Genomic DNA, 26,052 nt, shown 5'->3' with positions numbered 1-26,052 from the left:
CCTCCAGGAGCCGGGCTCACGAGCTCCCCGCCGAGAGGGCGGGGCCGAGCGCGGCGCGCAGCAGTTGCTGATCTTCAGGGTAGGTTAACATCCTGGCAGCCACGTCTACCGGGTAAAAGCCGCCTTCTGGGAAAGTGTCTTCCAGGGTGGTGGGCGCTCCGGGAGCGGCCTGCATGACAAACCAGTGAATCACACGTGCCTCGCCCCGGTCGTTGGTATAGCGCGTCTCGAACAGGGGGCGCACGACCGTCGCGCGGATGCCCGTTTCCTCACGCACCTCGCGCACGGCGGTTTGTTCCAGCGTTTCACCGGGTTCGAGGTGGCCTTTGGGAAAGGCCCAGGCGCCGCTGCGGTAGCGCACCAACAGCACCTGCCCATCACCGTCAAACACCACGCCACCCGCACCGGGGATGGGCACAGAACCAGGAGAAGTCATGCGGGGAGTATAGGCGCACCCTACCGCGCCTCAGCAGAGTTGCACACCTCGCGAAGCGGAACGTGCGATAATGCTCATGTCTCACATCCACCCATGAACAGGGCTCGGCTCAGAGGGCCGGGCGCCGGGCCAGGATGACGGGATGCAAGGAGAGTTATGCCTCAAGGTCGAGTGAAGTGGTTTAACGTCGAAAAGGGTTACGGGTTTATCGAGCACCCCGGCAACCCCGACGTGTTCGTGCACTACAGCGCCATCCAGAGCAGCGGCTTCCGCAAGCTGAACGAGGGTGACGAGGTGGAGTTCGAGGTCGAGGCCGGCCAGGGCAACAAGGGCCCCCAGGCCAAGAACGTGGTCGTCACGAACGCCGCTCCTGCACCCATGGGCGGGCAGGGTTACTCGGGCGGCGGAAACCGGGGCGGCCGCTACTAAGCGGGACACCTACACCAGGGGTGAGCGCCCACGCGGCGTTCACCCTTTCTCCCGTGGTTGTACCCGCCCACCCCGACTGCTGCCCCGCGTAACCCCTCCGGCAATCAGGTGCGCGGCCCGCAGCGGTTCGGGAATACGGCCCGTGACCGTCAGGGCGGCAAGAGCCGTTTCTGCCTCCGCCAGGTGCAGGCCGACCCGCTGCACCCAGACGCCCCGGCAGGGCTCCATTGGGCCCAGCGCCTCGATCAGCCGCCACTTTTCGGCTCCACCGGGCACGCGGGTCAGGAGCGCCGCGCGGAGGCGGGCCCAGTCCGGCGGGCGGCGGGCCACGATCAGCACCGGGAGGCCGGTGAGCGCGCGCAGGGTGGGGGCGTCCACCACGTTAAAGCCCGCGAGCGCCACGCCCTGCAGCAGGATCAGGTGCAGATGCTCGGCCGCACCGCTCGCCGCGACGAGCCGCGCGAGTTCTGAAGTGCTGTCCTGTCCGTCGCGCTGCACGCGCCCGCTCACCACGCCGTGAAGCGTATGCCGGGCGTAGACCGTGCCGAACACGGCAACGTCCCCCCGGTGCTCGCGGGCAAAGGGGGCGTCGTCGAAGCCGATGGCGTGTGAGAAGGACACAGGAAGCTCAGAAGGGGAACGGGGGCCGAACCGTCCGCGGGTCTAGAGGCCTGCTTGCAGTCCTGCTCGGGGAAGGGTGCAGGCCTCTGCCCACCAGACGACAACACCGATCGCCCGAGCTTCTTGCGCCCAGGTGGAGGACCATAAACCACCGCTGGCCACCGATTTGCCCATTAACCTTCCGCTCGTTGACCCGCGACCTCCTCCAGCGCCCCCTCGAGATCGCCCAACAGGTCTCCGATGTCCTCGATGCCGACCGAGAGCCGAAGGAGATTCGGCGTGATGCCCAGGCGGCGGCGCTCGGCTTCCGGTAGGGCGCGGTGGCTGGTGCCCCACGGCCACGAGAGGCTGGTGAGGACGTCTGCTAGGCTGGGCGCAAGCGGAATACGGCCCGAGAGCGCGCGCACAAAGGTGGGGGCGTCCTCGATCTCGGCGCTGAGCATGCCGCCGAAGCCGTTCGGAAACAGCTCCTGCGCCCGCTCGAACTGGGGGTGACTGGAGAGGCCGGGATGATAGACGGCCCGTACCCGCGGGTGGTTTGCCAGCACGTCCGCCACCGCCTGCGCGTTGCCGCTGTGGGCGCGCATCCGCAGGCCCAACGTCTTGAGGCCCTGAAGCGTCATCCAGGCGTCAAAGGCGCTCATGGTGCCGCCCAGGCGAACGAGGCGCGTACGGGCAGGGGCGATCAGGTCCGCCGGACCGCACACCACGCCCCCGAAGGCGTTGGAATGCCCGCTGAGGTACTTGCTGACGCTGTGGGTGACCAGGTCGGCTCCATGGAGTGCCGGGCGAAAGACAGCGGGGCTGGCAAAGGTGTTGTCCACACTCAGCAGCACGCCATGGGCGTGGGCGAGTGCAGCCAGCCGCGGCACATCCGGCACCGTCATGAGGGGGTTGGTGAGGCTCTCGACGTGCAGGAGGCGCGTTTCCGGGCGAAAGGCCGCCTCCACCGCGCCGGGATCGCAGGCATCCACGAAGGTGGTCGTGATGCCCAGGCGCGGAAACTCCTCGGCGAGGAGAGCGTAGGTCACGCCGTAGATGCGGGCATCCGCGACGACGTGGTCCCCGGCTTTCAGCACACCCAGCAGCGCCGCGCTGATGGCCGCCATCCCGCTGCCTGCCACCAGCGCGGCCTCGGTGCCCTCCAGCGTAGCGAGGGCGCGTTCAAGGGTGGCCGCGTTGGGCGTGCCGTTGCGGTAGTAGAAGCTGCCTGCCTCCTCGCCGCTCATCACGCGCTCGAGCGCGTCCAGGTCGGAAAAGGCGTACACGGTAGACTGGTAGATGGGCTCAACCAGGGGCACGCTGCCACTTGGGCGGGCCTCCTCCCCAGCGCGAGCGGCGAGGGTGGTGAGGTCATAGTTGGGCGTGGGCATAGGGCGAGGATACGTGACCGACCCCGGTCGAAAGCCAGGCTTCTTAGGGGCATAGGGCAACCCACGACGTTCGGTCCTGAGGGCAGGGGTTTCCTTGGACTTGCCGCCGGCTCTGGCCCTCCCTGCGGTTCTCAAGGCAAGAAGGCTTTGGCCAGGGCCACGGCGTTCGCCGCCTTCCTCGCCACGGGGGGCGACCAGGGAAAGCGGGGCGCTTACCCGAAGACCCGCGCCGGGTTCTGCACGGTCATCTGCTCGATCTGTTCGCTGGTGATGCCGCGCCGCCCCAGCTCGGGCAGGATGTCGTCCAGCAGGTGTGTGGGGTGCCAGTCCCTGACGGCAGGCAGCATCGCCTCGGGCAGGGGCAGGGGCCGCCCCAGCCAGTGCCAAATGCTGTCGTGCGAGAGCAGGATGCGGTTGGCGTACCCTTCTGCCAGCAGGGCTTCGATCACCCGCAGGCGATCACGGTCTAGCGGCATGCCGACGATCCCCTGGAGCCCAATTCGGTCAAAGGCGATGTTCACGCCGTAGCGCAGCGTCTCCTTGTGGTACTCCGGATCGGTGTTCCCGTCCATATGGCCGATCATGATGCGCCCCGGATCGGCTCCCTCACCCACCAGCAGCTCGGCCTGCTGCGGTCCCTGCCGCCCCTCCTGGGTATGGGTGATGATGGGCACGCCCGTTTCGCGCTGGACCCGCGCCGCTGCCTGGAAAAACACCCGCTCGTAGGGGGTGATTTCATCTCGGCTGCTCGCCACCTTGAGGACGCCCGCCCGAATGCCGGTCTTCCCGATCCCCTCCGTCACCTCGCGCAGCATCATCTCGTAGACCTCCTCGACGCCCGCCCCCAGGGAGAAACGGAACTTGAAGTAGGTGGTGGCCCCCTCGCCCTCGTAGTAGAAGCCGCTGGCGCAGAGGATGTTCAGGCCCGAGCGTTCGCTCACCTCGCGCAGAAAGGCGGGATCGCGCCCGCAATCGTTGGGAGTGGCGTCCACAACCGTTTGCACGCCGCGCGAGCGAAGGGTTTCGGCCACGGCCACACACTCCACTAGGGCGGCGTCATGGTCAAAGGCCCCTAGCGTGTCGCCCTGGTAGCCGGGATAACCGAATATCACGTGCTCGTGCGGGAGGGTCAGGCCAAGCTGGTCGGCGGGGACGGGGCCGGTCACGGTCTGGGCGCTCATGGGGCACTCCTGGAAGCAAGAGAAGAACGAGGGCCGGATGAGGGCAGCCCTCATCCCGTGGCGTAAGGGGTGACCCTTCCACTAGAACACTGCGTTGGCCGGGCGTCAATCGCTTGGCCGCTCGCTCGGCTGTGCCCCCGCCCACAACCCTTGCCTTTGGAGGGCCGCCACCAGATGCGGCTCACGCTGTTCCATGCTGCCGCCGGGCCCGAAATACGCGCGCAGGAGGCGCACCCAGTCGCCCGGCCGGTCCCCCCGCGCCGCGATGGGATTCATGATCGCGGTCGCCTCGCGCAGCTCCTCTTCCGACGCGTCCCGGTAGCGGTCCTCGTGGACGACCAGGGCCCGGGGCACGCGCGGGCGCAGCGGCGGCTGCTCGGCGGGGAGGCCGATCGTCAGGGCCGCAAAGGGCAGCACTCCAGCCGGAAGTTCCAGCAGGTCCAGGATGCCTCCCAGCCCGTTGAGCACGCCCCCGATCCAGCAGCCCTGGTAACCCAGCATCTCAGCGGCGGTAAGCAGGTTCTGTCCGGCCATGACCGCGTCCCCGATTCCGAAATGCACGGCGATGGCGGGCCAGTGGCCTCCCCCCTGCCCAGCCACCTCCAGCACCCGGCTCACCCGGCGCACGTCCAGACACACCACAAACGCCTCTGAGGCCGTGGCGATGTGCGGGTTGGTGGTGAGCTCGGCCATCCGGGCACGCACCTCGGGCGCAACGAGGCGAATCAAGGAGTAAAGCTGCGCGGTCGCGTCGGTGGGGGCACGCTGGGCGGCGTGGAGGATGGCATCCAGGTGCTCAGCGGGCAGGGGCAGCGGCGTTCCGTCCTCCCGAGTGGCGTAGTGGCGAACGGTGCGGTGAGCGTCGTAAAAGGCGCGGACCTCTTCGGGCGTGCGGGTGGTCATGCGGGGCAGGATACGCCAGGGCCCCGCCTCCGCCGGAACGGGTGGCGGGACGATCAGCGCGCTCAGGCCCCCAGCTGCAGCACCCACGCAGCCACAGCGAGAAAGCGGGCGTGAAGCAAGGCTCCAGGCTCTTGGAACGCTCAGTGCAGTTGGTCGGGGCTGGTCTCCACGTACTCGAAGCGCGCCCCCAGCCCTTCCAGGTGGCGAAAGAACAGGGGGTAGCTCTTGCGGATGTGGTGCGCGCCGCGGATCCGAATGGGTGCGTCGGCCCGCAACCCCAGCAGCGTGAGCAGCATGATCATACGGTGGTCGCCGTGTCCATCGGCGCTGACGCCTCCCGCGATGTGGCCTGCGCCCGTCACGCTCAGGCTATCGGCCGTCTCCGCAGCGCTGAGGCCTAGCCGAAGCAGTTCCCGGCGAGTGTCGCTGATGCGGTCGCATTCCTTGAGGCGCAGCGTCGCCACGTTTTCCCAGGTGGTCGTTCCCCGAGCCGAGGCAGCGGCCGCAGTGAGGGCCTGCACGGCGTCGGTAAAGGCGTCGCCGTCGCGCGTTACCGCGTGCAGGGGCCGTCCCCCCCGCACCGTGACCCGGTCACCCTCGCGCGTGAGATCCGCACCCATCTCCCGCAGCACCTCCAGCGCCGCCCGCTCACCCTGAAGGTCGTCCGGGCGAAGGTTAGAGACGGTCACCTCACCGGGGCGGATGGCGGCGGCGACAAGCAGGGCGGCGCTGCCCGGATAGTCGCCCGGCACCAGGACGCGGCCTGCACGGTACGCCTGCGCTCCGGGGATGGTGACGCGCGTGAGGTCCGGGCTGGCCGCCGCCTGAATGCCAAAGGCCGCGAGCGTCGCCAGCGTCTGCCGCAGCGGCGCGCGGCTCTTGATCTCCCCGGTGAGCCTCAGGTCCAGTCCCTCCGGAAGAAGCGGCGCGAGGAACATCAGCGCGCTCGCGTACTGGCTGGAGTTCTCCGCCGAAACCTCCACCTGCCCGCCCCGCACCGGGCCGCTGATGGTCACGGGGAGGCGGCCGCCCGCACTCCTGACCCGGGCGCCCAGGCGTTCCAGCGCCTCCAGCAGGTCGCCCTGTGGCCGCTTCCCCAGCGAGTCGGCATAGTCGGTGACGAAGGTGGTGTCGGTTGTCAGGGCCGCCACACCCATCAGGAAGCGCGCGACCGCGCCCGCGTTGCCGGGATTCAGGGTCACGCCCGCACGGGGACGCGCCCCAAAGCCGCGCACCACGGCGTCTTCTCCCACGCGCGTCACCTCCGCGCCCCAGTCGCGCAGACAGTCCAGCAGGGCTCTGGCGTCCTCGCTGGTCGCCGCACCCACCACCCGCGTCTCACCCTCCGCCAGAGCCGCCGCGAGAAGGTAGCGGGTCGTGTAGTTCTTGCTGGGCTGCGCGCGTACTTCCCCCCACAGTGCGGAAACGGGGTGGACGATGACGTCAAAACGCTCGGGCAGGCCGTCGGTCATGGAGGGCAGGCTAGCGTGCGCCGGGCCGCCAGCGGGGGCAGGGTCGAGACAAGCCGCCTTTTCGCTAGGGGCCGACGCGAAACGTTCGCCCGCCCTCCAGCGTCACAGTGGCGGCCTTCTGCGTGCCCTCCACCTTGACCACGCAGGCTTCGACCAAGCTGGGCGGCTCACGCTTGAGCAGTTCAGAGCAGGGCGTCTCTGTGCTGGTCAGCCCCGCGCGGGTCGCTGCCTGCACCGCCTCCTGCCCGTAGCCGCGGGCCGCCCGGCCCTGCCAGGCAAAGGCGGCGACCATCATCAGAACGCCCGCCACAAAGGCCAGCAGGATGAGCAGGAAGGTCCTCATACCCCAAAGAGGCTAGCAAACCGGCACGGGCATGACCGGAAGGGCGCAGGAGCGGGTACACTGGCCCGCGATGAGCAAGGTCATGATTATCGGTGCGGGCGGCGTGGGCAACGTCGTCGCAAAGAAGTGCGCGCAAAACGACAGCGTCTTCACCGAGGTGCTGCTTGCCAGCCGTACGGTGAGCAAGTGTGACAAGATCGTGCAGGAAATCCGCGAGCACTTTCCGCAGAGCAAGACGAAGTTCACGACGGCGGCGGTGGACGCCGACAACGTCCCAGAACTCGTCGAGCTGATTCGTTCTTTTGGTCCCGAACTCGTCATCAACGTGGCGCTGCCCTACCAGGACCTCACGATCATGGACGCCTGTCTGGAGACGGGCGTGCACTACCTCGACACCGCGAACTATGAGCCGCGCGACGTGGCGAAGTTCGAGTATTCCTGGCAGTGGGCCTACCGCGAGCGCTTCGAGCAGGCAGGTCTGATGGCTCTGCTGGGCTGCGGCTTTGACCCCGGCGCGACGAACGTCTTTACCGCCTACCACGCCAAGCACTACTTCTCTGAGATCCACTACCTGGACATCGTGGACTGCAACAACGGCAGCCACGGCAAGGCCTTTGCCACCAACTTCAACCCCGAGATCAACATCCGCGAGATCACCGCGAACGGGCGCTACTGGGAAAATGGCCGCTGGGTCGAAACGCAACCCCTTGAAATCAGCCAGGACATCTATTATCCCAATGTCGCCACCCGCAAGAGCTTCGTGCTGTACCACGAAGAACTCGAGTCGCTCGTCAAGAACTTCCCGACGATCAAGCGCGCTCGCTTCTGGATGACCTTTGGCGAGCAGTACATCAAGCATCTTTCCGTGCTGGAGGCCGTCGGCATGACCTCCATCAAGCCGATCAACTTCCGCGGCCAGCAGATTGCACCCATCGAATTCCTCAAGGCCGTGCTGCCCGCACCCGAGTCGCTCGCGGAAGGCTACACCGGGCAAACCTGTATCGGCGTGCAGGCCAAGGGCACCGGCAAGAACGGCGAACCCAACAAGGTGCACTTCATCTACAACGTCAAGGATCACGCCGAGTGCTACCGGGAGGTGCAGGCCCAGGCGATCAGCTACACGACGGGCGTGCCCGCCATGATCGGCGCGATGCTGATGCTGCAAAAGACCTGGTTCCGGCCTGGCGTCTACAACGTCGAGGAGTTCGACCCCGATCCCTTTATCCAAGCGATGAACGAGTGGGGTCTACCGGTGGACGAGCTGAGCGGGATTGAACTCGTGCGGGACTGAGCGGAAGCACAAAGCGGCCCTGGGCTCTCCGGGCCGCTTGTTCTTCTCCACGAAGGCGAACCGCTCAGCGCCCTCACCCGAGGATCAAGCGCTGACCAGCCTCCTTAGGCCGCGCCCTGCCGGTCCACCTTCGCAAAGATCATCCGTCCCACGTTCGTCTGGACGTTGTTCACGACGAGCACGCGCGTCGCCTTGCCGCGGAACTTCAGGCCGTCCTCCACGACGACCATGGTGCCGTCTTCGAGGTAGCCGACGCCCTGGCCCTGCTGCTGGCCGCTCTTGGTGACGGTCACGGTGAGCAGGTCCCCGGCCTGCACCTGGGGCCTGAGGGCGACAGCGGCCGCGTGAATGCTCAGCACCGTCAAGCCGTGCAGCCGGGCGATCCGGGCCAGGTTGCCATCATTCGTAAGAAGCTTGCCTCCCGTTTCCCGAGCGAGGCGGAGCAGCTTGTCGTCCACGGTGGCGACGGCGGGATCGTCCCAGTCCTCAACGCGCAGGGAACACACCTGCCTCAACTCCTCCAGCAGGCTCAGACCACGCTTACCGCGGGTACGTTTCTGCGGGTCCGTATGGTCGGCCAGCACCTGAAGCTCGCGCAGCACGAAGGCGGGCACGACGAGGTCACCCTCCAGAAAGCCACTGCGCGCCAGTTCGAGAATACGTCCGTCAATAATGACGTTGGTGTCAAGAATCTTGCTGCCCGCCTTGTGGCGCACCTGTGGAAAGGCGAGCGGCGCGAAGGCGTCTGCGTGGCGGGTGGCAAAAGGCACGAAAAAGGCCGCCAGGACCAGGGTCACGCCCAGGCTCCACACCCAGGAGGAAAAGGGCAGGGCGCGCAGCACGTTACTCAGCAGCACGCTGAGCAGGAGCGCCACCAGCAGCCCGAAGGTGGCTGCCGCGACTGTCCGCGGGGAGAGCCTCGCATACCAGCGGTTCAGGCGCGTCAGGCCCTGCTGCGCGAGCTTCTCGGCGCGGGGGGCGAGCAGCAGGGCCGCCAGCACCCCCGCCAGCATCAGGCTGAGGGTATTGACCTGCGCCATTTGAATGTCGGCGTTGCTCAGGGCGAGCACGCGACCTGCCGCCCAGCCGACCAGCAGGCCGAGGAGCAGGACCAGCAGCCGGAACACAAGCACGCCTTTCAGTGTACCTGACCCCGCTGCGCTCGCGCGGTAAGTCGCTGCCGGGTGATGACAGGGGCATCACCCCGAACGGAGCGAGAAGGCAAAAAGTCGCTGGTGGTGGAGGTGGAGCGCTTCTCGGTGCCCTTCCTGGGAAGGGCGTAACCGCAGCCGCCAGCGACGTATGAGGAAGCTGACGAAAAGATGTGGCCTTCAAAGTGGACGCTCATGGGAGGCAGGTACCATGCCAGCCATGCTTAACGTTTCCAAGGCCGTTCGCGTTGCGGGTCTGTTGCTGACCGGCACTCTGGGCACGGCGGGCGCGCAGGCCAGCGCCCCCTCCACTCCCCCGGCGCCCGCTCACGCTGTCTCTGCGGCCACCACCCGCACGGTGAGCAGCGTGGCGGTGGAGGTCAGCGGCACCGTAAAGGGCCAGATCGTCAGTTGTCCAAAGAGCCTCAAGGTGAGCCCCGCCGCCGTGTGTCTGTACGTCCAGAACACGCCCGCCAGCCTGCGTCCCCTCATCCGCGGCAAGCTGGGCACGCGCGCGCTGGGGGACTGGAAGACTTCGGGGCAAGCCAGCTCGCTTCTGGTCGCGAGCACGGCAAGCGGCCCGGCGGGTGCAGCGGTGCTGATGGCGCCCCTGAGCGAGCGGGAAACGCTCCTGATCGTGGACGCCGTACAGGCACCTACCGCAGCTCGGCCAGCTCCTCCGGCGGGTGTGGTCAAGGGTCAGCCCTACGTGCTGGGCCGTGACCTGGTCGGTGTGGTGAGCGTCACGTCCCTGGGCGGCGGCAAGTACCGCCTCACCCGCAGCGGCGAGGCACCCCTGACGGTTACCGTGGGGCAGAAAACCGCGCAGCTTGGAAGCGGCAACGTCGAACTTCCGCTGGCTCCTGCCACCGACGGCCAGCAGCTTATTTTTCCGCTGGCAGGCCTGCGCGCCCTAGGGTGCACCCTCACGCCGACGAGCGGCAACATCACCGTGGCTTGCGGAACGGCGAGCGTGGGGCTCAAGCCCATCGTGTTCTAACGCTCGGGCTGAGCGCACTGCTCCTCTCCTGAACGGGTCTGGGCGGGACTTTAGGTTGTCTTCAGGGTCCGGCACGCACAAGCCCGCCGCACGGCAGGTACGGCATCATGGCCCTGAGGAGGAAGATCCATGAGCATTCTTGATCGCCTGTCCCGCCTGATTCGTGCCAACGTCAACGACATGATCAGCCGCGCTGAGGACCCGGCCAAGATTATCGATCAGGCCCTGCGCGACATGCGCGGCGCGTACAGCGAAGCCCGCAGCGAGGTGGCCGACGCCATGAGCCAGATGGCGCGGCTGGAGCGCGAGGCCGACACCAACCGCAAGTTGGCCGGGGAGTACGAGAAGAAGGCCGAAGAAGCCCTGCGCGGCGGCAGCGAGGAGCTCGCCCGCGAAGCGCTGCGCCGCGCGCAAAACCACAAAGACCTCGCCAAGGGCTTTGAGGAGCAGGTCAGTGTGCAGCGCAACACCGTGGATCAGCTCAGGACGCAGCTTCGCGCCCTGGAAGCCAAGATCGACGAGATGGAGTCTAAGCGGACGCTGCTGGCCGCCCGGCAGAAGACGGCGGAGGCTGGAGCGACCCTGGACCGCGTGAGCGGCTTTGCCAAGGCGGGGGGCGCGCTGGACGCTTTTGAGGAGATGGAACGCAAGGTCGCCAGCATGGAAGACCGCAACCGGGCCATGACCGAGCTGCGACAGGAAAATGACCTCGACGCGCAGCTCCGCGACCTGGGCCGCGACCGCGAACTGGACGAGGCGTTCGCGGCCCTCAAGGCGCGGGTGCAGGGCGGGGACAAGCAGGGCTGAACCGGCGGAGATCACGAGAAAGGGGGTCCGAGAGGGCCCTTTCTCTTTTTTCTGTTGATGGCCGCCTGATGGCTGGCTTCAGGCAGGACCAGGAACGACCCACTCAATGCCGTACCTGCGCGCTTCCGTGAGCAACTGCGTAAAGTCTTCGGGGGTCGGGGGTGCCGGGTCGTTGGCCCAGGGCCGCGCCAGGGTCAGGAAGAAGCGTTCGAACCCTCCGGGCGTCAGGAGGACCAGCATGTGCGCCGTGGGGGACCTCAGCTTGAACGCGTGGGGAATGCCGCGCGGCAGGAACACGCAATCACCCCTTGCCATGTCGTAGGTAACGTCGCCCACCTGGAATTCCACTTCGCCTTCGAGCAGGTAGAACGACTCGTCCTCCCGGGTGTGGAGGTGTGCCGGTGGCTCCAGACCGGCCTGAACGAGTTCCTCGATCAGGGCAAAGGCCCCGCCCGTTTCCTCGCTCCGGATGAGGACCGTCTGCTGTTGCGAGAGATAGAGGTGGCTGGTCTCAGGGCCAGCCCGGCGGGTCAGGGGACGAAGCGGAGCTGAGGTCATGACCTTCCTCCTGCTGCCGAATGGGGCGCAGAACTCGGGGGCGGGTTGCCGGAGGCCACCAGAAGAAGTAAGATCGTCTGCCCAAATGGTACGAGAGTCTGACGAAGTAGTCAAGCTATCTGACGAAGCGCCGGCCCCCCTGATGGGTGTCCTGCTTACCACACCGTTCCGCGTTCTGGACGAACACGTGCACCACGCCCTGCAACGTGCCGGTTACACCGACATCCGTCCTGCCCACCACGTCGTCTTCCGCCTGACCGGGGCCGGGGGTGCCCGCCTCGTCGATCTCGCGGAACAGGCGCAGATGACCAAGCAGTCCATGAACTACCTCATCGAACACCTGGAAGCCTGCGGGTATGTCGAGCGCGTTCCCGACCCCAGCGACCGCCGCGCGAAAATCGTCCGACTGACCCCACATGGTCGGGAGGCCGAAGCGACGGCGCGGGCCGCCATCACCGACCTTCAGGAAGAGTGGGCACAGCACCTCGGGCCGCAGGAGTTCAAGCAACTCCTGGCCTTGCTCCGACGCCTCAACGCGCACATCAGGCAAGGAAACCCGTAGTGCCGCCAGGTTCTCTCCCCTGAGTCACCCGTGTTTCTCTTCGAACATCTCGCGGGGACGAGCCGCGTCATATCCAGGGCACTGCTCCGGGGAGCGTTCCACGGCGGCTGGACACAGCACCGAAGCCGCAGCGCCTTTCTCTTCCTTCTGCCTGCCTGGGCGAGCGTGGTCAGCCCAACTTCAGCAATGCTGACAGAATAGAGGTGATGTCGCGCTTTACCCTAAAGCCCATGCGAGGTCGTGCCTCCGCCCTTTGCGCCGTGCCGCTGCTCGCCCTGTTGGGAGCGTGCGCGCCCGCGGCCACGAAAACAGCGGCGCCGGTTCAGGCGAGCACCCCCGTCAGCCGCGTGTCTTTTTATCCTCTGGAGACGGGGCTTGCCTGGACGTACCTCCCAGAAGGCGAGGCCGCGGGCAGCCTGCCGTACACGCTGCGGGCGCTTGGCCCGACCGTCTTCGTGGGGCAACCTGTCTTCGCCTTTGGGCTGACCGGGCGCGGCGCGGAGCAGACGTGGTACCGGCAGGTGGGCGCGGATGGCGTGCGGCTGCTGGGCTTTCGCAAGCCGGGCGTGACGGTGCGCCTGGAACCGGCATGGGTCGAAGCCCCCGCCGAGGGTGCCTGGCGGGTGGGCCTGAGCTGGGAGGGCCAGAGCCGGGTCACGCTGACAAGCGACAACGGACAGGTGCAGGCGCAGGGCACGTTGCGCTACCGCTACGACGTGCAGGACCGCCGCCGGGTCAACACCCCCGCCGGAAGTTTCGATGTCTGGGTCATTACTCGCCAGATCAGTGACGACGTGGGCGGCCTCTTTCCGCAGGTGCAGCAGGTGTGGTTCGCGCCCTTTGTGGGTGATGTCCGCACGCCTGAGGGCCTGCTGCTCACAGCACGCAACTTTGGTGGGAAGTAAGCGTGCGGACCTTCCGCTACCCTGGGGGGATGACCCTCACCGCCCCACCTTCGACCCATCAGGGAGGCCAGCCATGAGCGAGCCGACAGCCCACCTCCAGCCTGCCAGCCGCACCCCGCTGCTGGACCGAGTCAACAGCCCGGACGACCTCAAAAAGCTTGCTCGCGAGCAGCTTCCCCAGCTTGCCGCCGAGCTGCGCGAGGAGATCGTGCGGGTCTGCTCGGTGGGGGGCTTGCACCTCGCGAGTTCCCTGGGCGCGACCGACCTGATCGTGGCCCTGCACTACGTGCTGAATTCGCCGCATGACCGCATTCTGTTCGACGTGGGCCATCAGGCCTACGCGCACAAGATGCTCACCGGGCGTCGCCACCTGATGCACACCGTCAAAAAGGAAGGCGGGCTGTCGGGCTTTACCAAGGTGAGCGAGTCCGAACACGACGCGATCACCGTGGGGCACGCGAGCACCTCCCTCGCCAACGCGCTGGGGATGGCGCTGGCCCGGGACGCGCTGGGGCAGGACTACAAGGTGGCCGCCGTGATTGGGGACGGCTCGTTGACGGGAGGAATGGCCCTCGCCGCGCTGAACACCATCGGGGACCTGCAGCCGCGCCTGCTGATCATTCTGAACGACAACGAGATGAGTATCAGCGAGAACGTGGGGGCGATCAACCGCTTTATGCGCGGCCTTCAGGTGCAAAAGTGGTTCCAGGAGGGTGAGGAGGCCGGGAAAAAGGCCGTGCAGGCGGTGAGCAGGCCGCTGGCGGAGCTGATGAGCCGCGCCAAGAGCTCAACGCGGCACTTCTTTGACCCCGCGAGCGTCAACCCGTTTGCGGCGATGGGCGTGCGGTACGTGGGGCCGGTCGACGGCCACAACGTCCAGGAACTCGTGTGGCTTATCGAACGCCTCTCCGACCTGGATGGGCCGACCATCCTACACGTCGTGACCAAAAAGGGCAAAGGCCTGAGCTACGCGGAAGCCGACCCCATCAAGTGGCACGGTCCGGGCAAGTTCGACCCCGCGACGGGTGAATCCACCTCCAGTTCCGCCTACTCGTGGAGTAGCGCCTTTGGGGACGCGGTCACCGAACTGGCCGCCCAGGATCCGCGCACCTTTGTGATTACCCCTGCGATGCGCGAGGGGAGCGGGCTGGTGCGCTATAGCCAGGTGCATCCCCACCGCTACCTCGATGTGGGGATCGCGGAGGAGGTGGCCGTCACCACGGCGGCGGGGATGGCCCTGCGCGGGCTGCGGCCGGTCGTGGCGATCTACTCGACGTTCTTGCAGCGCGCCTATGACCAGGTGCTGCATGACGTCGCCATCGAGAATCTGAACGTGACCTTTGCCATCGACCGGGGAGGCATTGTGGGGGCGGACGGTGCCACCCACAACGGCGTCTTTGACCTGAGTTACCTGCGCTCGATTCCCAATGTTCGAATCGGGCTGCCCAAAGACGCCGCCGAGCTGCGTGCCATGCTGAAGTATGCCCAGGAGCACCCCGGTCCCTTCGCCATCCGCTACCCGCGCGGCAACACCGAGCGGGTGCCCGAGGGCACCTGGCCCGAGCTGCAGTGGGGCACCTGGGAACGCCTGCAAGACGGTGACGACGTGGTGATCCTCGCGGGAGGCAAGGCGCTGGAGTACGCTCGCCAGGCCGCCGCAGGTCTCCCCGGTGTGGGCGTCGTGAATGCCCGTTTCGTCAAACCGCTCGACGAGACGATGCTGCGCGAGGTGGCGACCCGAGCCCGCGCGCTCATCACAGTAGAGGACAACACCGTGGTGGGCGGCTTCGGCAGCGCGGTGCTGGAAGCCCTCAACCGCATGGAGCTGAGAACACCTGTGCGGGTGCTGGGCATTCCCGACGCCTTTCAGGAACACGCGACGGTCGAGAGCGTCCACGCGCGCGCTGGAATGGACACGGCGGCCATCCGCACGGTGCTTGCCGAACTCGGGGTAGATGTGCCGCTGGAGGTGTAGCGCAGGGAACCTCTAGACCCGTACCTGTCCGTCCCCCACCACCACCCACTTCGTCGTCGTGAGTTCGCGCAGCCCCAGCGGTCCCCGCGCGTGCAGCTTCTGGGTGCTGATGGCGACTTCTGCGCCCAGACCAAGCTGCCCGCCGTCATTGAAGCGGGGGCTCGCGTTCACCATCACGGCGGCGCTGTCCACGTCCTGCACGAAGCGCTCGACCTGAGCAGGATCGCGGGTCAGCAGGACGTCCGTATGGTTGCCGTACTGGGCGATCAAGTCGAGGGCCTCCTCCAAGCCGCGCACGGTGCGAATGCTGGCGGTAAGGGCCAAAAACTCGGTGCCGTAGTCAGCGTCGGTCGCGGGCTGGGCCTCCACTCCGGCGGCCCGAAGCGCGGCGAGAGCGGGCGGATCCGCACGCAACGTGACGCCGTGGGCGCTGAGGTCATGGGCGATGGCGGGCAGGGCGTGAAGGGCCCCCTCATGAATCAGGAGGGTATCCAGCGCGTTGCAGGCACTCGGCTTTTGCACCTTCGCGTTGCGGATCAGCTCCACCGCCCGCGCCACGTCGGCGGGGTCACGGGTAAAGCTCTCGTCGAGGTAGATGTGCACCACACCGATGCCGCCCACAATCACCGGGACGGTGGCGTTTTCGACGCAGTAGCGGTGGAGCCCCGCGCCGCCACGCGGAATGATGGCGTCCACCAGATCGTCGAGGCGCAGCAGTTCACCCATGCGCTCGCGGGCCGGGTCGCGGATCACCTGCACGGCGCCGTCCGGAAGCGCCTGGGACGCGAGGGCAACGCGGATCGCTCTTTCGAGCGCGGCATTGCTGTGTGCCGCCTCCTTGCCGCCGCGTAGGATCACGGCGTTTCCGCTCATCAGGGCGAGGGCCGCCACATCCACGGTCACATTGGGGCGGCTCTCGTAGATCACCCCGAGCACGCCGAGGGGCACCCGCCGTCTTGAGACGCGGATGCCGCTGGGCCGCACCTCCTCCGGCGTGGTCTCCCCCACCGGGTCGGGCAGGGCCGCCACCGCCTCCACGTCGCGGGCGATCGCGGCGAGGGCCGGGCCGTCCAGGTGCAGGCGGGCCACCATGGGCGCAGGCAGGCTTGCCGCTTCCGCCGCCGCCACGTCGCGGGCATTGGCGGCGAGGATGTCCGCCTCCCGCGCCCGCAGCTCACGGGCAATCGCGTGCAGGACCGCCCTCTTGTGTGCGGTCGGGAGCGAGCGCAGCACCCGCGCCGCTGCCCGCGCCCGCAAGCCCATCTCCCGGACCGTCAACGTCTCGGTCGTCATGGAGGCAGGGTAGCAGGCCCCGCAGCCCGCTGCCGCCGGCTTGTCGAGGTGGAGGGCTGGGGGCAAAGCGCCCGCCTGCGCCGCTCTCCACACGCGCTCCCCTAGAGCCTCACCAGGTCGTCCCGGTGCACCACCTCCGGGCCGTAGGTGAAGCCCAGAATGCCCTCGATGTCGCGGGAGTGGTGCCCCTTAATGCGCGTGAGGTCGGCGGCAGGGTAGCGGGTCAGGCCGCGCGCGATCTCGGTGCCGTCCGGAGCGAGGAGGCGCACCGTCTGACCGCGCCGGAAGTCGCCCTCCACGGCGGTGATCCCGGCGGGCAGGAGGCTGCCGCCCCGCTCGCGGATGGCCCGCGCCGCCCCCGCGTCCAGCGTGACGCGACCCGCGGCGATCTCGGCGAGAATCCAGCGTTTGCGGGCCTCCAGCCGGGAGCCGTGTGCGAGAAAACGCGTGCCCAGGTCCTCCCCGTTCAGGAGGCGGGGAAGGGCCTGTTCGGCGTCACCAGGCGCGATCACGACGGGCGTTCCGGCACGGGTGGCGATCTCTGCCGCCTGAATCTTGGTGTGCATGCCGCCCGTCCCGCGGTGGCTGCCCGCCCCGCCCGCCAGCGCCCAAACCTCGGGGGTCACGCGCTCGACGACGGGAATCAGGGACGCGTCGGGGTCGGTGCGCGGGTCGGCGGTGTACAGGCCAGGCGCGTCCGTCAGGATCACCAGCAGGTCGGCCTCGACCAGGTTCGCCACGAAGGCGGAGAGGGTGTCGTTGTCACCCACCTTGAGCTGCGCGGTCGCGACCGCGTCGTTCTCGTTGATGATAGGCAGGACGCCGCGCGTGAGGCAACCGTTCAGCGTGGTGCGGGCATTGAGGTAGCGGGTGCGGTCGCGAAAGTCGCCAGCGGTGAGGAGCACCTGAGCGACCGGCACACCGTACAGCTCCGCGATGCTGGCGTAAAGGTGCATCAGGCGACCCTGTCCAACCGCCGCCAGCAGCTGCTTTTCTGCGAGCGTTCGGTCCCGCGGGGGAAACCCCAGCGCCTCCCACCCGGCCAGCACGGCCCCGCTGGTCACCAGCACGACCTCGTGACCCGCCGTGCGAACCGCCGCGATGTCGCGCAGCAGGTCCACCAGGCGGGGCCGGTGCAGGCGGTCGGTGCCCGCCGTGAGGACGCTGGTACCGAGCTTCAGGACGACGCGCATGGGCTTCAAGATAGGACGGGCAGGACCGGTGAGGACCGGCTCACCTATGCACGGCGGCGCAGCCCCCTTTGGTTCCCCGCAGGCCCCGGAAGGTTTCGCGCAGCAGCCGCGCCGCCTCCCCGGCCCGGACGCCACCCGTCACGGCAGGTCGGTGGCCCCAGTGCGACGCCAGCAGGTCCAGCACTCCCCCCAACGCTCCCGCTTTGGGGTTCGCAGCCCCGTACACCACCCGCCCCACCCGCGCTTCTAAGGCCGCGCCCAGGCACATCGGGCAGGGCTCGAGGGTGACGACCAGGGTGCAGCCCGTCAGGTAGGGGGTGCCGAGCCTCCGGGCGGCCTCCCGTAACGCCCCAAGTTCGGCGTGGCGGGTCATGTCCCCGTGTTCGCGGCTGGTGTTGCGACCCCGCCCGATCACGGCCCCATCCGGGCCCAGCACCACCGCGCCCACCGGAACCTCGCCCACCCGCGCCGCCTCACGGGCTAGGGCCAGCGCCTCACCCATCGCGGTGTAGAGGGGGTCTTCGGGGATGTTCGCCTCCTCCCGTGCCCCGACTGCCCACAGGGGGGGATGCACTCCAACCCAGCGCACATTCGTCCCCACCGCCAGCAGCGGCACGCGGTCCCGCTCCTCACGGGGCACCTTTGCATCGGTGAGGACGTCGCTGAGCCTGCGCGTGCCGCCGGGGAGGCGCAGGCGATCTCCCGGCTGCCGGGTGCGCCGGGTCCAGCCCGCCGGAAGGGGGAAGTCGGGGGCAGGCCAGCGCCGCGGCGTGAGGTGCAGCCGCCCGCCGGTCACCGTCACGTCCCGTGCGCCGGGCAGGGTGACGTGGGCGGTCTCCCCTGCCCCCAGGGCGGCCGCAAGCTGTTCCACATGACCGGCGTGGTACGAGAAGCCCGCGTCCGCCAGAGCCTGCGCGACGTACCGGCGCAGAACCGCGGGCGGCTGAGCGGCCAGCGGGGCATGTGCGGTGAGGCGGGCGGCAAGGGCACGCAGGGCCGCGTCATCCTCGCGCGACAGGCGGGCAAGACGGGCCAGGGCGGCCTCCACGTCCGGAAAACGGGTGGCCAGAAGAGGCAGCACCTCCAGACGGAGCCAGGCGCGGGTCTGGGTGGGGTCCCCGTTGCTGGGATCCTCGCGCCAGTCCTGGCCCAGCGACTGCAGGAAAGCTTCTACCTCGGCCCGTGAAACGTCCAGCCAGGGGCGACGGACGCGGCCCCAGACCGGCGCAATCCCCTTCAGGACCGCCTCGCCGCGGACAAGCTGCATCAGGACCGTCTCGGCCTGATCGCGGCGGGTGTGGGCGGTCAGAATCGCCTCGGCCCGGTGCGTCCGCGCAGTGCGGGAGAGAAACTCATACCGGACCCGGCGACCGGCGTCCTCCAGATTCCAGCCGCGCCGCGCCGCGACCAGGCCCACCTCGACCCGTGTGGCCTCGACAGGCACGGCCAGCCCTTGCGCCAGGGCACGCACCCACGCCGCATCCTGCGCGGAATCCGGGCGCAGGGCATGGTCGAGGTGGGCTGCGACGGGCCGCGCCCCGGCGAGCAGCAGGGCTCGCAAAAGGGCCACGCTGTCCGCTCCGCCCGAGACGCCCACAACCACGACCCGGCCCGCATAGGCTTCGAGGGGACGCCGCAGGGCCGCGGCAAGCTCAGACACAGGCGCCTTAGCCACAGGGGGCATTGTAGGGCGGCTCCGTACAATAGGAGTATGTCTGCGCACGTCGGTCAGCCCGCCCCCAGCTTTACGGCCCGCAGCGACGATGGCCGCCTCATTCGCCTCGCCGACCTGCGGGGCCGCTGGGTGGTGCTGTACTTCTATCCGCGCGCGGGAACGCCCGGCTGCTCCCTCGAGGCGCGGCGCTTCGAAGAAGCCCTGCCCGAATTCGAGCGCCTCCATGCCGCCGTGATCGGTGTCAGCACCGATACAGAAGCCCGCCAGGCCAACTTTCGCGACCGCTGTGGCCTCTCCTTTCCCCTGATTCCTGATGGGGACCGCACGCTCTGCCGCGCCTACGGGGTCACAGGCGGCCTGGGCGGCCTGCTGGGTCTGGCGGCCCGGCAGACCTTTCTCATCGATCCAGCGGGCCTGGTCGCTCGGCATTGGCGGCTGGTCAACCCGGCCACCCATGCGGCAGACGTGCTGCGTGAGCTGCGCGAGCGGTCTAGCGCAGGCTCGAAAGCGCCTCCCGCATGATCATGAGCCCTGTCTGCGCCTCCTCGCGGGTCAGGATCAGGGGCGGGCTGATCCGGATGACGGCCTCGCCGCAGTCGAGGTTCAGCAGGCCGCGCTCAAACATCGCCAGGCTGGCGCGGTCGCGCAGCTTGCCGTCGGGGCGGCCGTCCGGCTCCACGAACTCCAGACCGATAAAGAGGCCCCGACCGCGCACATCCCCCAAGAACGGGAACTCGGCCTGCATCTTCCGCAGCTCGGTCATGATGAACTCACCCACGCTGGCGGCATTGTCTATCAGGTTCTCGCCGCAGCCGGGGTGCCGCACCACCCCTTCGAGCAGGTCGAGCGTGGCATGCGCCGCCGCCGCCGCGACCGGGTTGCCGCCGAACGTGCTGCCGTGCGAACCCACGGGCCAGGTCATCACGCTTTCTTTGGCCAGCAGCGCGCTGATGGGCAGGCCCGAAGCGATGCCCTTCGCGAGCGTGATGAGGTCGGGCTGCACGCCGAAGTGCTGAAAGGAGAACATCTTCCCGCTGCGGCCCATCCCGGCCTGCACCTCGTCGAAAATCAGCAGGATGCCGTAGCGGTCGCACAGCGCGCGCAGCCCCGGCAGGAAATCGGCGGGCGGCACGATGTAGCCACCCTCGCCCTGCATGGGCTCGATGATGATCGCGGCGACCTCGTCGGCGGGAAGAACCGTTTGGAAGAGGGACTCGATGTGGTCTATCACCGCCTGCCCGCAGGTTTCCGGGGTGCTGCCCAGCGGCGGGCGGAAGGGGTTGGGGTAGGGCACGTGGGTCACATTGGGGAGCAGGGGCCCGAAACCGCGCTTGTACTTCGTCTTGGAGCCCGTCAGCGTGATCGCGCCGTAGGTCCGCCCGTGGAAGCTGCCCAAGGTGGAGATGACGTGGCTGCGCCCGGTGTGGTTGCGGGCCAGCTTGACGGCCGCTTCGACCGCCTCCGCGCCGCTGTTGCCGAAGAAGACGCGCCACTTCTCGCCGGGCTTCTCGACGTGCCTGACCAGCCGCTCGGCCAGGCTGGTGGTGATCTCCTGCGGGTAGTCGGTCAGGCAGACGTGGCTGAACTTCGTCACCTGCTCCTGCACGGCCTTGACCACATGCGGGTGCGCGTGACCCGTCGTGCTGACCGCGATGCCCGCAAAGAAATCGAGCATTGTATTCCCGTCCACGTCGGTGAGCCACACGCCCTCGCCGTGGTCGGGCACGAAGGGGTAGGGCCGCATGTACGAGGTCGAGAGGTGCTGCGCGTCGCGTTCCATGATGGCCCTGGTCTTGGGACCGGGGAGGGCGGTCTTGAGGAGGGGCTGGCGGGTCTGGGTGGCGGTGGTCATCGGTTCTCCTTGCACGGGCGATCAGCGGTGAGTGATGAAAAAGACAAAGGAGGCGGGACAGCCTGGGCGGGAGTTTCTTGCTCAGCGCCCAGGGCTTCAACGCTGGGTCAGTCCCCACCCACCGGCTGCGGTGCGTTCACCTGGCCGTCCGGCGCAGTGTCCGTCACCAGCGTGCTGTGGGTGAGGGGGCCGCTGTGTTCGCCCACCCCGTACGCCGCCCATTTGTCCTCGCGGCTATTGAGGCGGTGCTGGATCGCGCCGGGCCGCGCGCGGCTCTCGCTGAATTCCTTGGGCTCGATGGAGATGCGCTCGCCCTCCATCAGGCCGTAGATGCCGGTCTGACCGGGTTCCTTGCGGTACCACTCCTCGGGAACGGCCATATCGGGCCCCGTGTAGTCGGTCGGCTCGGAGTAGGCGGCGATGTAACCCTCGAAGTTGCGAAGAATGAGCTTTTCCGGGCTGTGCGAGAGGACGTAGTTGGGCGCGACGGGAATCTTGCCGCCGCCGCCGGGCGCGTCCACGACGTAGGTCGGAACGGAGTAGCCGGAGGTGTGGCCGCGCAGGCTCTCCATGATCTCGAGGCCCTTGGCAACGGTGGTGCGTAGGTGTCCGGCGCCGTGCACGAGGTCACACTGGTAGATGTAGTAGGGACGCACGCGAATCTTGACAAGCTCGCGTACCAGCTTCTGCATGATGACCGGGTGGTCATTCACGCCGCGCAGCAGCACGCTCTGGTTGCCCAAAGGAATGCCCGCGCGGGTGAGGCGGTCGCAGGCTTCGGCGACCTCCGGCGTGATCTCCTTGGGATGATTCACGTGGATATTCATCCAGAGGGGATGGTGCTCGGCCAGCACGTCGCAGAGTTCCTGCGTGACACGCATGGGCAAAAAGACCGGCACGCGCGTACCGATGCGGATGATCTCGATGTGCTCAATCTTGCGCAGCTCTGCGAGCAGGCCCGCGAGGACTTTCGGCGCGAGGGTGAGGGGGTCGCCGCCGGAGAGCAGCACGTCCCGCACCTGCGGCGTGTTGCGCAGGTACTCGAGTTGCAGCCGGTACTCGTCGGGTTTAAAGGTCTCGCTGGGATCACCCACGATGCGCGAGCGAGTGCAGTAGCGGCAGTAGCTCGCACACTGGGTCGTGACCAGCATCAGCACTCGGTCGGGGTAACGGTGAACCAGGCCAGGCACCGGGCTGTGCTTGTCCTCCGCGAGGGAATCCTCCATCATCGAGGTGAAGGGTTCGAGCTCGTGGTGGGTAGGAATCACCTGACGCCGCACCGGGCAGGTGGGGTCTTCGGGGTCCATCAGGGAAGCGAAGTAGGGCGTGATGTCCAGGCGAAAGATGCCCTCGGCGCTTGCCCCGGCCCGCTCGGAAGGCGTCAGGCGAATGACCTCCTCGAGTTCCTCCACCGAATTGATGCGGTTCTTGAGCTGCCACTTCCAGTCGTACCACAGTTCATCCGGCACGTCCGCCCACCTGGGAGCGCGGTGGCCACGGGGCAGCATCTGTTGCGACCGCACGGTCGCCTGTGGGTGCAGTTTGCTGGAACTCGGCATAAAGAGCCCTCCTCAAGAGAAAACGTGAGTTGCGTTTCTCTATTCTGAGCGCCCCAAAACCCCTTTGGAAGACGCGCAGCACGGCTCCAACACGCCTCTCTCCCCACACGAAGCTGGCAAACGCCACCCCTTACCTTGCAAACGTTAAGATGGGGAGCATGAAGCAGTACGGCGGCTCTCTCGATCCCCTCGATCACCGCATTTTGGAAGAATTACAGACCGACTCCCGCCTGAGCATGCGCGAGCTCGGCCGCCGTGTCGGCCTTTCCGCCCCCGCCGTCACCGAGCGAGTCCGGCGCCTGGAGGACGCGGGCGTGATTCTCGGCTACGGGGTGCGCGTCGCGTCCAAGCCCCTTGGCCGGGCCATCACCGCCTTTATCGGCGTGCAAGACAGCGGACGCAACGATCCCACACTGGTGCGGTGGGCCAAGAAGCATGACAGCGTGCTTGAATGTCACAGCGTCACCGGTGACAACTCCTGTATCCTCAAAGTCGCCGTGCCCGATGTGGGCGCGCTTGAGGCCCTGCTCTCCGAACTGATCGCGATGGGCTTTACCTGTGACACCAGCATCGTGCTGAGTACGCCCCTAGAGGGCAAAGTGCTGCTGCCACCCAAGTAAGGGGCGCTCAGGACTCCGCTTGACGGGTGTGCGCGGCGTACCGCTGCAACAGCTCCCATGCCGCGCCGCTCGCCATGACCTCGCGAGCCTGCGCTACGCCCTCGCGGATGCTGCCCACACGCTCTGCCGTGCGGAGGGCCGCTCCCGCGTTTAGGGCCACGATATCGCGCTGTGCGGGCGTCCCGCCACCGGTGAGAAGGGCGCGGGTGATCTCCGCATTCTCGGCGGGTGTGCCGCCTACGATCGCCTCCTTGGGGTGTAGGCTCACGCCGAACTCTTCGGGGTGCATCGTGCGGTCGATCACCTCGCCTTCGCGCAGGCCAGTCACGGTGTTCAGGCCGCACACCGTGAATTCATCCAGGCCGCTGCCGTGCACGACGGTCGCTCCCCGCGTTCCCAAGCGCCGCAGCACCTCGGCGAGCATGGGCGTCAGCTCAGGTTTAAAGACACCCACGACCAGGTGGGTCGCCCCCGCAGGATTGGCGAGCGGTCCCAGGATGTTAAACACCGTGCGGGCGGCGAGGTCGGCGCGAACAGGCGCGGCGTGGCGCAGGGCCGGATGGTAGTTGCGCGCGAACATAAAGCCAATGCCGAGCTCATTGACCCCGTCCGCCACGACCTGCGGCGAAGCGTCGAGATTGACACCCAAGGCTTCGAGGACATCGGCACTTCCGGCACGGCTGCTCGCGGCGCGGTTGCCGTGCTTGGCGACCGGAACCCCCGCCGCCGCCACCACCAAGGCCGCGGTGGTGCTGATGTTGAAGGTGTGGGCGCCGTCGCCTCCCGTGCCCACCACGTCGAGCAGCACGTCACGCGGTTCCACGTGGACCTGCACGGCGTTCTCCCGCATGGCTTGGGCAAATCCCGCGATCTCCTCTGCGGTCTCGCCCCGCACCCGCAGCGCGGCGAGCGCCGCCGCCAGCCGCACACCGCTGACATTCCCGTCCATCACCTCGCGCATAAAGGCCGCTGCCTCCGCCTGCGTCAGCCGCTCGCCGTTCATCAGGCGGATGTGCGTCGCCCGCGCGTCCAGTGCTGCCGTCCCCGAGGTCATGCCCGCGCCTCCCGCTCTGCCCGGTAGACCCGAACGAGCTTCAGAAAGTTGTGGAGCATCGCCATCCCGTCTGCGGTGGCGACGCTCTCCGGGTGAAACTGCACGCCGTACACGGGATACTCGCGGTGGCGCAGCGCCATCAACACCTCCTCCTGCGGATCGCTTGTCCAGGCGACGGGCAGAAGTTCGGGCGGCAGGTCGCGGACGAGCAGCGAGTGGTAGCGTGTGACCCGCACCTCTTTCCCCAACCCGGCAAAGAGGCCTGTGCCGTCATGCCGCAGCACGCTCGTCTTGCCGTGCACGGGGTGCCGCGCCCGCTCGACCCGGGCCCCGAACGCCTCTCCGATGCTCTGGTGACCCAGACACACCCCCAAGGTCGGGTAGGTTGGCCCCAGCTCGCGGATCACCTCCACGCTGCGGCCCGCCTCACGCGGCGTACAGGGACCGGGCGAGACGACGATGGCGTCGGGGTCGAGGGCACGAACGTCGTCCAGGGTAAAGCGGTCGTTGCGCCACACCGTCAGCTCGCAGCCGAGTTCACCGAAAGACTGAACGAGGTTGTAGGTAAAGGAGTCGTAATTATCGATCAGGAGGATACGCAGGGGCATGCTCACGCCGTCACCGTCACTTTCTCTGTTCGCAGGAAGACCGGGGCCAAGGCGCTCGGTCTGACCTCCTCCGGCGCTGCCCACAACCTTGCGCACCGAACCGGTGACCCGCCCGTCCAGCACACCTTTCAGGATGGTCTGCGCCGTGGCCGGGAGGTCCTGCGGGGCAGCGCGTTCAATCATCATGACAATCCCCCCGCGGCCATCTCCGCCGCCCGCATCAGCGCCGCCGCCTTGCCCCGCGTCTCCTGTTCCTCTGCGGCCGGATCACTGTCGGCCACGATGCCCGCCCCAGCCTGAATGTGGAGGCGGCCACCCGCGATCACCATCGTACGCAGGGTCAGGGCCATATCCAGGCTGCCGTCGAGGGCGATGTAGCCAAAGGCGCCGCCGTAGGGACCGCGGCGAACAGGTTCGAGCTCGTCGATGATCTCCATCGCGCGAATCTTGGGAGCGCCGCTCACCGTTCCCATCGGGAGGACGCTGGCAAGCGCGTGCAGGGGTGTCTGACCTTCCCGCAGCTCGCCCCTGACCGTGGAGACGATGTGCATGACGTGGCTGTAGCGCTCTACGGCAAAAGCGTCCTGCACCTGCACGCTGCCGTAGCGGCTCACCCGCCCGAGGTCGTTGCGGCCCAGATCCACCAGCATCAGGTGTTCGGCCCGCTCCTTTTCGTCGGCGAGGAGTTCAGCGGCCAGCTGCTCGTCCTCCTCCGGCGTCGCGCCACGCCGCCTTGTGCCCGCGATGGGGCGCGTGACCACCAGCCGCCCGTCACTCCGCAGCAGGCTTTCCGGGCTGGAAGCGACCAGGGTCACGTCCCCCAGCGCGAGGTAACCGAGGTAGGGACTGGGATTGACCCGCCGCAGCGCGCGGTACAGGGCGAATGGATGCACCGTGAGGTCGGCGCTGAAGCGCTGGCTGGGGACCACCTGAAAGACGTCTCCGGCGCGGATGTACGCCAAGCACCGCTCCACCACCCCCATGAAGCCCTGCGGCGTAAAGTTGCTATGAAAGGTGGGGGCGGGCGCAGGGTCGCGGCCAGGGAGATCGTCGGGAAGGGGACCACGCAGGCGCGCAGCGAGGGTCGCCACCACCGCTTCCGCCTGTTCCTGTGTCTCGGCAGTGGCGACCGCAATCAGCCGGTGCTTGAGGTGATCGTAGACCACCATGCCTTCCGGCGCGATAAAGAGG

At 67.8% G+C, this 26,052-nt stretch carries 26 protein-coding genes (1 of these 26 cut by a window edge); 9 read left to right on the top strand and 17 right to left on the bottom strand.

Translation table 11 applies throughout. The features are described 5' to 3' along the window. Window positions 1-16: 16 nt before the first annotated feature. Window positions 17-436: an NUDIX hydrolase gene (locus tag EI73_RS01990; protein WP_034383656.1), complete on the bottom strand. Its 420-nt coding sequence runs from the start codon at window positions 434-436 to the stop codon at window positions 17-19. Between the two features lie 156 nt (window positions 437-592). Between EI73_RS01990 and EI73_RS01985 the strand changes: the two genes are divergently transcribed. Continuing rightward, complete coding sequence (locus tag EI73_RS01985) at window positions 593-865, top strand: cold-shock protein (RefSeq protein ID WP_034383654.1); 273 nt, start codon at window positions 593-595, stop codon at window positions 863-865. A 39-nt stretch (window positions 866-904) separates the two neighbouring features. Here the strand turns inward: EI73_RS01985 and EI73_RS01980 are convergent, their stop codons facing one another. The 6 genes from EI73_RS01980 to EI73_RS01955 form a co-directional block, all read right to left on the bottom strand. Then, window positions 905-1,486 (bottom strand): DUF99 family protein, encoded by a 582-nt coding sequence (locus tag EI73_RS01980; RefSeq protein WP_034383651.1) that lies wholly within the window; start codon window positions 1,484-1,486, stop codon window positions 905-907. Window positions 1,487-1,659: 173 nt separating this feature from the next. Beyond that, window positions 1,660-2,859: a PLP-dependent aspartate aminotransferase family protein gene (locus tag EI73_RS01975; RefSeq protein ID WP_034383648.1), complete on the bottom strand. Its 1,200-nt coding sequence runs from the start codon at window positions 2,857-2,859 to the stop codon at window positions 1,660-1,662. A 212-nt stretch (window positions 2,860-3,071) separates the two neighbouring features. Further along, window positions 3,072-4,040 (bottom strand): phosphotriesterase, encoded by a 969-nt coding sequence (locus tag EI73_RS01970; protein WP_034383645.1) that lies wholly within the window; start codon window positions 4,038-4,040, stop codon window positions 3,072-3,074. Between the two features lie 105 nt (window positions 4,041-4,145). After that, window positions 4,146-4,943, bottom strand: a complete 798-nt coding sequence (locus tag EI73_RS01965; protein ID WP_034383643.1) for a nitroreductase family protein — start codon at window positions 4,941-4,943, stop codon at window positions 4,146-4,148. Window positions 4,944-5,083: 140 nt separating this feature from the next. Further along, window positions 5,084-6,415: a 3-phosphoshikimate 1-carboxyvinyltransferase gene (gene aroA, locus EI73_RS01960; RefSeq protein ID WP_034383640.1), complete on the bottom strand. Its 1,332-nt coding sequence runs from the start codon at window positions 6,413-6,415 to the stop codon at window positions 5,084-5,086. 64 nt (window positions 6,416-6,479) lie between these two features. Beyond that, window positions 6,480-6,758, bottom strand: a complete 279-nt coding sequence (locus tag EI73_RS01955) for a hypothetical protein (RefSeq protein WP_034383637.1) — start codon at window positions 6,756-6,758, stop codon at window positions 6,480-6,482. 70 nt (window positions 6,759-6,828) lie between these two features. Here EI73_RS01955 and EI73_RS01950 point away from each other — a divergent pair, with 70 nt between their 5' ends. After that, window positions 6,829-8,049, top strand: coding sequence for a saccharopine dehydrogenase family protein (locus EI73_RS01950; RefSeq protein ID WP_034383634.1), 1,221 nt, complete (start codon window positions 6,829-6,831; stop codon window positions 8,047-8,049). Between the two features lie 104 nt (window positions 8,050-8,153). Here EI73_RS01950 and EI73_RS01945 read toward each other — a convergent pair whose 3' ends face one another. Beyond that, entirely contained in the window at window positions 8,154-9,182 is a 1,029-nt protein-coding gene (locus EI73_RS01945; RefSeq protein ID WP_034383632.1) for a PIN/TRAM domain-containing protein, read from the bottom strand. 238 nt (window positions 9,183-9,420) lie between these two features. Between EI73_RS01945 and EI73_RS01940 the strand changes: the two genes are divergently transcribed. Both EI73_RS01940 and EI73_RS01935 read left to right on the top strand, forming a co-directional pair. Further along, window positions 9,421-10,200 carry a hypothetical protein gene (locus EI73_RS01940; protein ID WP_034387514.1) on the top strand — a complete coding sequence of 260 codons (780 nt, stop codon included), beginning with the start codon at window positions 9,421-9,423 and terminating at the stop codon, window positions 10,198-10,200. A gap of 129 nt (window positions 10,201-10,329) precedes the next feature. Continuing rightward, window positions 10,330-11,007, top strand: coding sequence for a PspA/IM30 family protein (locus tag EI73_RS01935; RefSeq protein ID WP_034383629.1), 678 nt, complete (start codon window positions 10,330-10,332; stop codon window positions 11,005-11,007). Window positions 11,008-11,085: 78 nt separating this feature from the next. Here the strand turns inward: EI73_RS01935 and EI73_RS01930 are convergent, their stop codons facing one another. Next, the gene (locus tag EI73_RS01930; protein ID WP_034383626.1) at window positions 11,086-11,565 is read right to left on the bottom strand and encodes a quercetin 2,3-dioxygenase; all 480 of its coding nucleotides are present in this window, start codon (window positions 11,563-11,565) and stop codon (window positions 11,086-11,088) included. Window positions 11,566-11,707: 142 nt separating this feature from the next. On the opposite strand from EI73_RS01930, the gene EI73_RS01925 reads away from it, so the two are divergent. From EI73_RS01925 to dxs, 3 genes are all read left to right on the top strand, one after another. Continuing rightward, window positions 11,708-12,127 carry a MarR family winged helix-turn-helix transcriptional regulator gene (locus EI73_RS01925; RefSeq protein ID WP_034383623.1) on the top strand — a complete coding sequence of 140 codons (420 nt, stop codon included), beginning with the start codon at window positions 11,708-11,710 and terminating at the stop codon, window positions 12,125-12,127. A gap of 230 nt (window positions 12,128-12,357) precedes the next feature. Continuing rightward, window positions 12,358-13,032 (top strand): hypothetical protein, encoded by a 675-nt coding sequence (locus tag EI73_RS01920; protein ID WP_034387511.1) that lies wholly within the window; start codon window positions 12,358-12,360, stop codon window positions 13,030-13,032. 73 nt (window positions 13,033-13,105) lie between these two features. Further along, the gene (dxs, locus tag EI73_RS01915; protein ID WP_034383620.1) at window positions 13,106-15,007 is read left to right on the top strand and encodes a 1-deoxy-D-xylulose-5-phosphate synthase; all 1,902 of its coding nucleotides are present in this window, start codon (window positions 13,106-13,108) and stop codon (window positions 15,005-15,007) included. Window positions 15,008-15,019: 12 nt separating this feature from the next. Here dxs and EI73_RS01910 read toward each other — a convergent pair whose 3' ends face one another. The 3 genes from EI73_RS01910 to tilS all read right to left on the bottom strand — a co-directional run bounded on the left by EI73_RS01910 (window position 15,020) and on the right by tilS (window position 19,168). Further along, a complete protein-coding gene (locus tag EI73_RS01910; RefSeq protein WP_034383616.1) occupies window positions 15,020-16,300 on the bottom strand; it encodes a glutamate-5-semialdehyde dehydrogenase in 1,281 nt (426 codons plus the stop codon). Between the two features lie 101 nt (window positions 16,301-16,401). After that, entirely contained in the window at window positions 16,402-17,493 is a 1,092-nt protein-coding gene (proB, locus tag EI73_RS01905; RefSeq protein WP_034383613.1) for a glutamate 5-kinase, read from the bottom strand. Between the two features lie 40 nt (window positions 17,494-17,533). Beyond that, a complete protein-coding gene (gene tilS, locus EI73_RS01900) occupies window positions 17,534-19,168 on the bottom strand; it encodes a tRNA lysidine(34) synthetase TilS (RefSeq protein ID WP_231557258.1) in 1,635 nt (544 codons plus the stop codon). Between the two features lie 36 nt (window positions 19,169-19,204). Here tilS and EI73_RS01895 point away from each other — a divergent pair, with 36 nt between their 5' ends. Continuing rightward, the gene (locus EI73_RS01895) at window positions 19,205-19,690 is read left to right on the top strand and encodes a peroxiredoxin (RefSeq protein ID WP_034383608.1); all 486 of its coding nucleotides are present in this window, start codon (window positions 19,205-19,207) and stop codon (window positions 19,688-19,690) included. Here the strand turns inward: EI73_RS01895 and EI73_RS01890 are convergent. Together EI73_RS01890 and ablA are read right to left on the bottom strand one after the other, a co-directional pair. Beyond that, window positions 19,659-21,020 carry an acetyl ornithine aminotransferase family protein gene (locus tag EI73_RS01890; protein ID WP_034383605.1) on the bottom strand — a complete coding sequence of 454 codons (1,362 nt, stop codon included), beginning with the start codon at window positions 21,018-21,020 and terminating at the stop codon, window positions 19,659-19,661. The genes EI73_RS01895 and EI73_RS01890 overlap by 32 nt on opposite strands. Before the next feature lie 107 nt (window positions 21,021-21,127). Further along, window positions 21,128-22,579 (bottom strand): lysine 2,3-aminomutase, encoded by a 1,452-nt coding sequence (gene ablA / locus EI73_RS01885; RefSeq protein WP_034383602.1) that lies wholly within the window; start codon window positions 22,577-22,579, stop codon window positions 21,128-21,130. 158 nt (window positions 22,580-22,737) lie between these two features. Here ablA and EI73_RS01880 point away from each other — a divergent pair, with 158 nt between their 5' ends. Then, window positions 22,738-23,199: an Lrp/AsnC family transcriptional regulator gene (locus tag EI73_RS01880; protein ID WP_034387508.1), complete on the top strand. Its 462-nt coding sequence runs from the start codon at window positions 22,738-22,740 to the stop codon at window positions 23,197-23,199. Between the two features lie 7 nt (window positions 23,200-23,206). Here EI73_RS01880 and trpD read toward each other — a convergent pair whose 3' ends face one another. The 3 genes from trpD to trpE all read right to left on the bottom strand — a co-directional run. Then, window positions 23,207-24,253 (bottom strand): anthranilate phosphoribosyltransferase, encoded by a 1,047-nt coding sequence (gene trpD / locus EI73_RS01875; RefSeq protein ID WP_034383599.1) that lies wholly within the window; start codon window positions 24,251-24,253, stop codon window positions 23,207-23,209. Then, window positions 24,250-24,861, bottom strand: a complete 612-nt coding sequence (locus EI73_RS01870; protein WP_034387505.1) for an aminodeoxychorismate/anthranilate synthase component II — start codon at window positions 24,859-24,861, stop codon at window positions 24,250-24,252. The genes trpD and EI73_RS01870 overlap by 4 nt, the downstream gene beginning before the upstream one ends. A gap of 182 nt (window positions 24,862-25,043) precedes the next feature. Then, window positions 25,044-26,052, bottom strand: partial view of an anthranilate synthase component I gene (gene trpE / locus EI73_RS01865; protein ID WP_034383596.1) — the 3' portion only. Its footprint extends 419 nt past the window's final position; 1,009 of the gene's 1,428 nt are visible here — the last part of the coding sequence; its start codon lies off the right edge, out of view; its stop codon occupies window positions 25,044-25,046.

The sequence above is a fragment of the Deinococcus sp. YIM 77859 genome (genome assembly GCF_000745175.1).
In the GTDB taxonomy this organism is placed as follows: domain Bacteria; phylum Deinococcota; class Deinococci; order Deinococcales; family Deinococcaceae; genus Deinococcus.
This window is presented reverse-complemented; position numbering and strand designations above follow the sequence as displayed.

Coding starts and splice junctions, on each gene's coding strand:
- EI73_RS01990 (WP_034383656.1), bottom strand. CDS start 436: ATGACTTCTCCTGGTTCTGTGCCCATCCCCGGTGCGGGTGGCGTGGTG.
- EI73_RS01985 (WP_034383654.1), top strand. CDS start 593: ATGCCTCAAGGTCGAGTGAAGTGGTTTAACGTCGAAAAGGGTTACGGG.
- EI73_RS01975 (WP_034383648.1), bottom strand. CDS start 2,859: ATGCCCACGCCCAACTATGACCTCACCACCCTCGCCGCTCGCGCTGGG.
- EI73_RS01970 (WP_034383645.1), bottom strand. CDS start 4,040: ATGAGCGCCCAGACCGTGACCGGCCCCGTCCCCGCCGACCAGCTTGGC.
- EI73_RS01965 (WP_034383643.1), bottom strand. CDS start 4,943: ATGACCACCCGCACGCCCGAAGAGGTCCGCGCCTTTTACGACGCTCAC.
- aroA (WP_034383640.1), bottom strand. CDS start 6,415: ATGACCGACGGCCTGCCCGAGCGTTTTGACGTCATCGTCCACCCCGTT.
- EI73_RS01955 (WP_034383637.1), bottom strand. CDS start 6,758: ATGAGGACCTTCCTGCTCATCCTGCTGGCCTTTGTGGCGGGCGTTCTG.
- EI73_RS01950 (WP_034383634.1), top strand. CDS start 6,829: ATGAGCAAGGTCATGATTATCGGTGCGGGCGGCGTGGGCAACGTCGTC.
- EI73_RS01940 (WP_034387514.1), top strand. CDS start 9,421: ATGCTTAACGTTTCCAAGGCCGTTCGCGTTGCGGGTCTGTTGCTGACC.
- EI73_RS01935 (WP_034383629.1), top strand. CDS start 10,330: ATGAGCATTCTTGATCGCCTGTCCCGCCTGATTCGTGCCAACGTCAAC.
- EI73_RS01930 (WP_034383626.1), bottom strand. CDS start 11,565: ATGACCTCAGCTCCGCTTCGTCCCCTGACCCGCCGGGCTGGCCCTGAG.
- EI73_RS01925 (WP_034383623.1), top strand. CDS start 11,708: ATGGGTGTCCTGCTTACCACACCGTTCCGCGTTCTGGACGAACACGTG.
- EI73_RS01920 (WP_034387511.1), top strand. CDS start 12,358: ATGCGAGGTCGTGCCTCCGCCCTTTGCGCCGTGCCGCTGCTCGCCCTG.
- dxs (WP_034383620.1), top strand. CDS start 13,106: ATGAGCGAGCCGACAGCCCACCTCCAGCCTGCCAGCCGCACCCCGCTG.
- EI73_RS01910 (WP_034383616.1), bottom strand. CDS start 16,300: ATGACGACCGAGACGTTGACGGTCCGGGAGATGGGCTTGCGGGCGCGG.
- proB (WP_034383613.1), bottom strand. CDS start 17,493: ATGCGCGTCGTCCTGAAGCTCGGTACCAGCGTCCTCACGGCGGGCACC.
- EI73_RS01895 (WP_034383608.1), top strand. CDS start 19,205: ATGTCTGCGCACGTCGGTCAGCCCGCCCCCAGCTTTACGGCCCGCAGC.
- EI73_RS01890 (WP_034383605.1), bottom strand. CDS start 21,020: ATGACCACCGCCACCCAGACCCGCCAGCCCCTCCTCAAGACCGCCCTC.
- ablA (WP_034383602.1), bottom strand. CDS start 22,579: ATGCCGAGTTCCAGCAAACTGCACCCACAGGCGACCGTGCGGTCGCAA.
- EI73_RS01880 (WP_034387508.1), top strand. CDS start 22,738: ATGAAGCAGTACGGCGGCTCTCTCGATCCCCTCGATCACCGCATTTTG.
- trpD (WP_034383599.1), bottom strand. CDS start 24,253: ATGACCTCGGGGACGGCAGCACTGGACGCGCGGGCGACGCACATCCGC.
- EI73_RS01870 (WP_034387505.1), bottom strand. CDS start 24,861: ATGCCCCTGCGTATCCTCCTGATCGATAATTACGACTCCTTTACCTAC.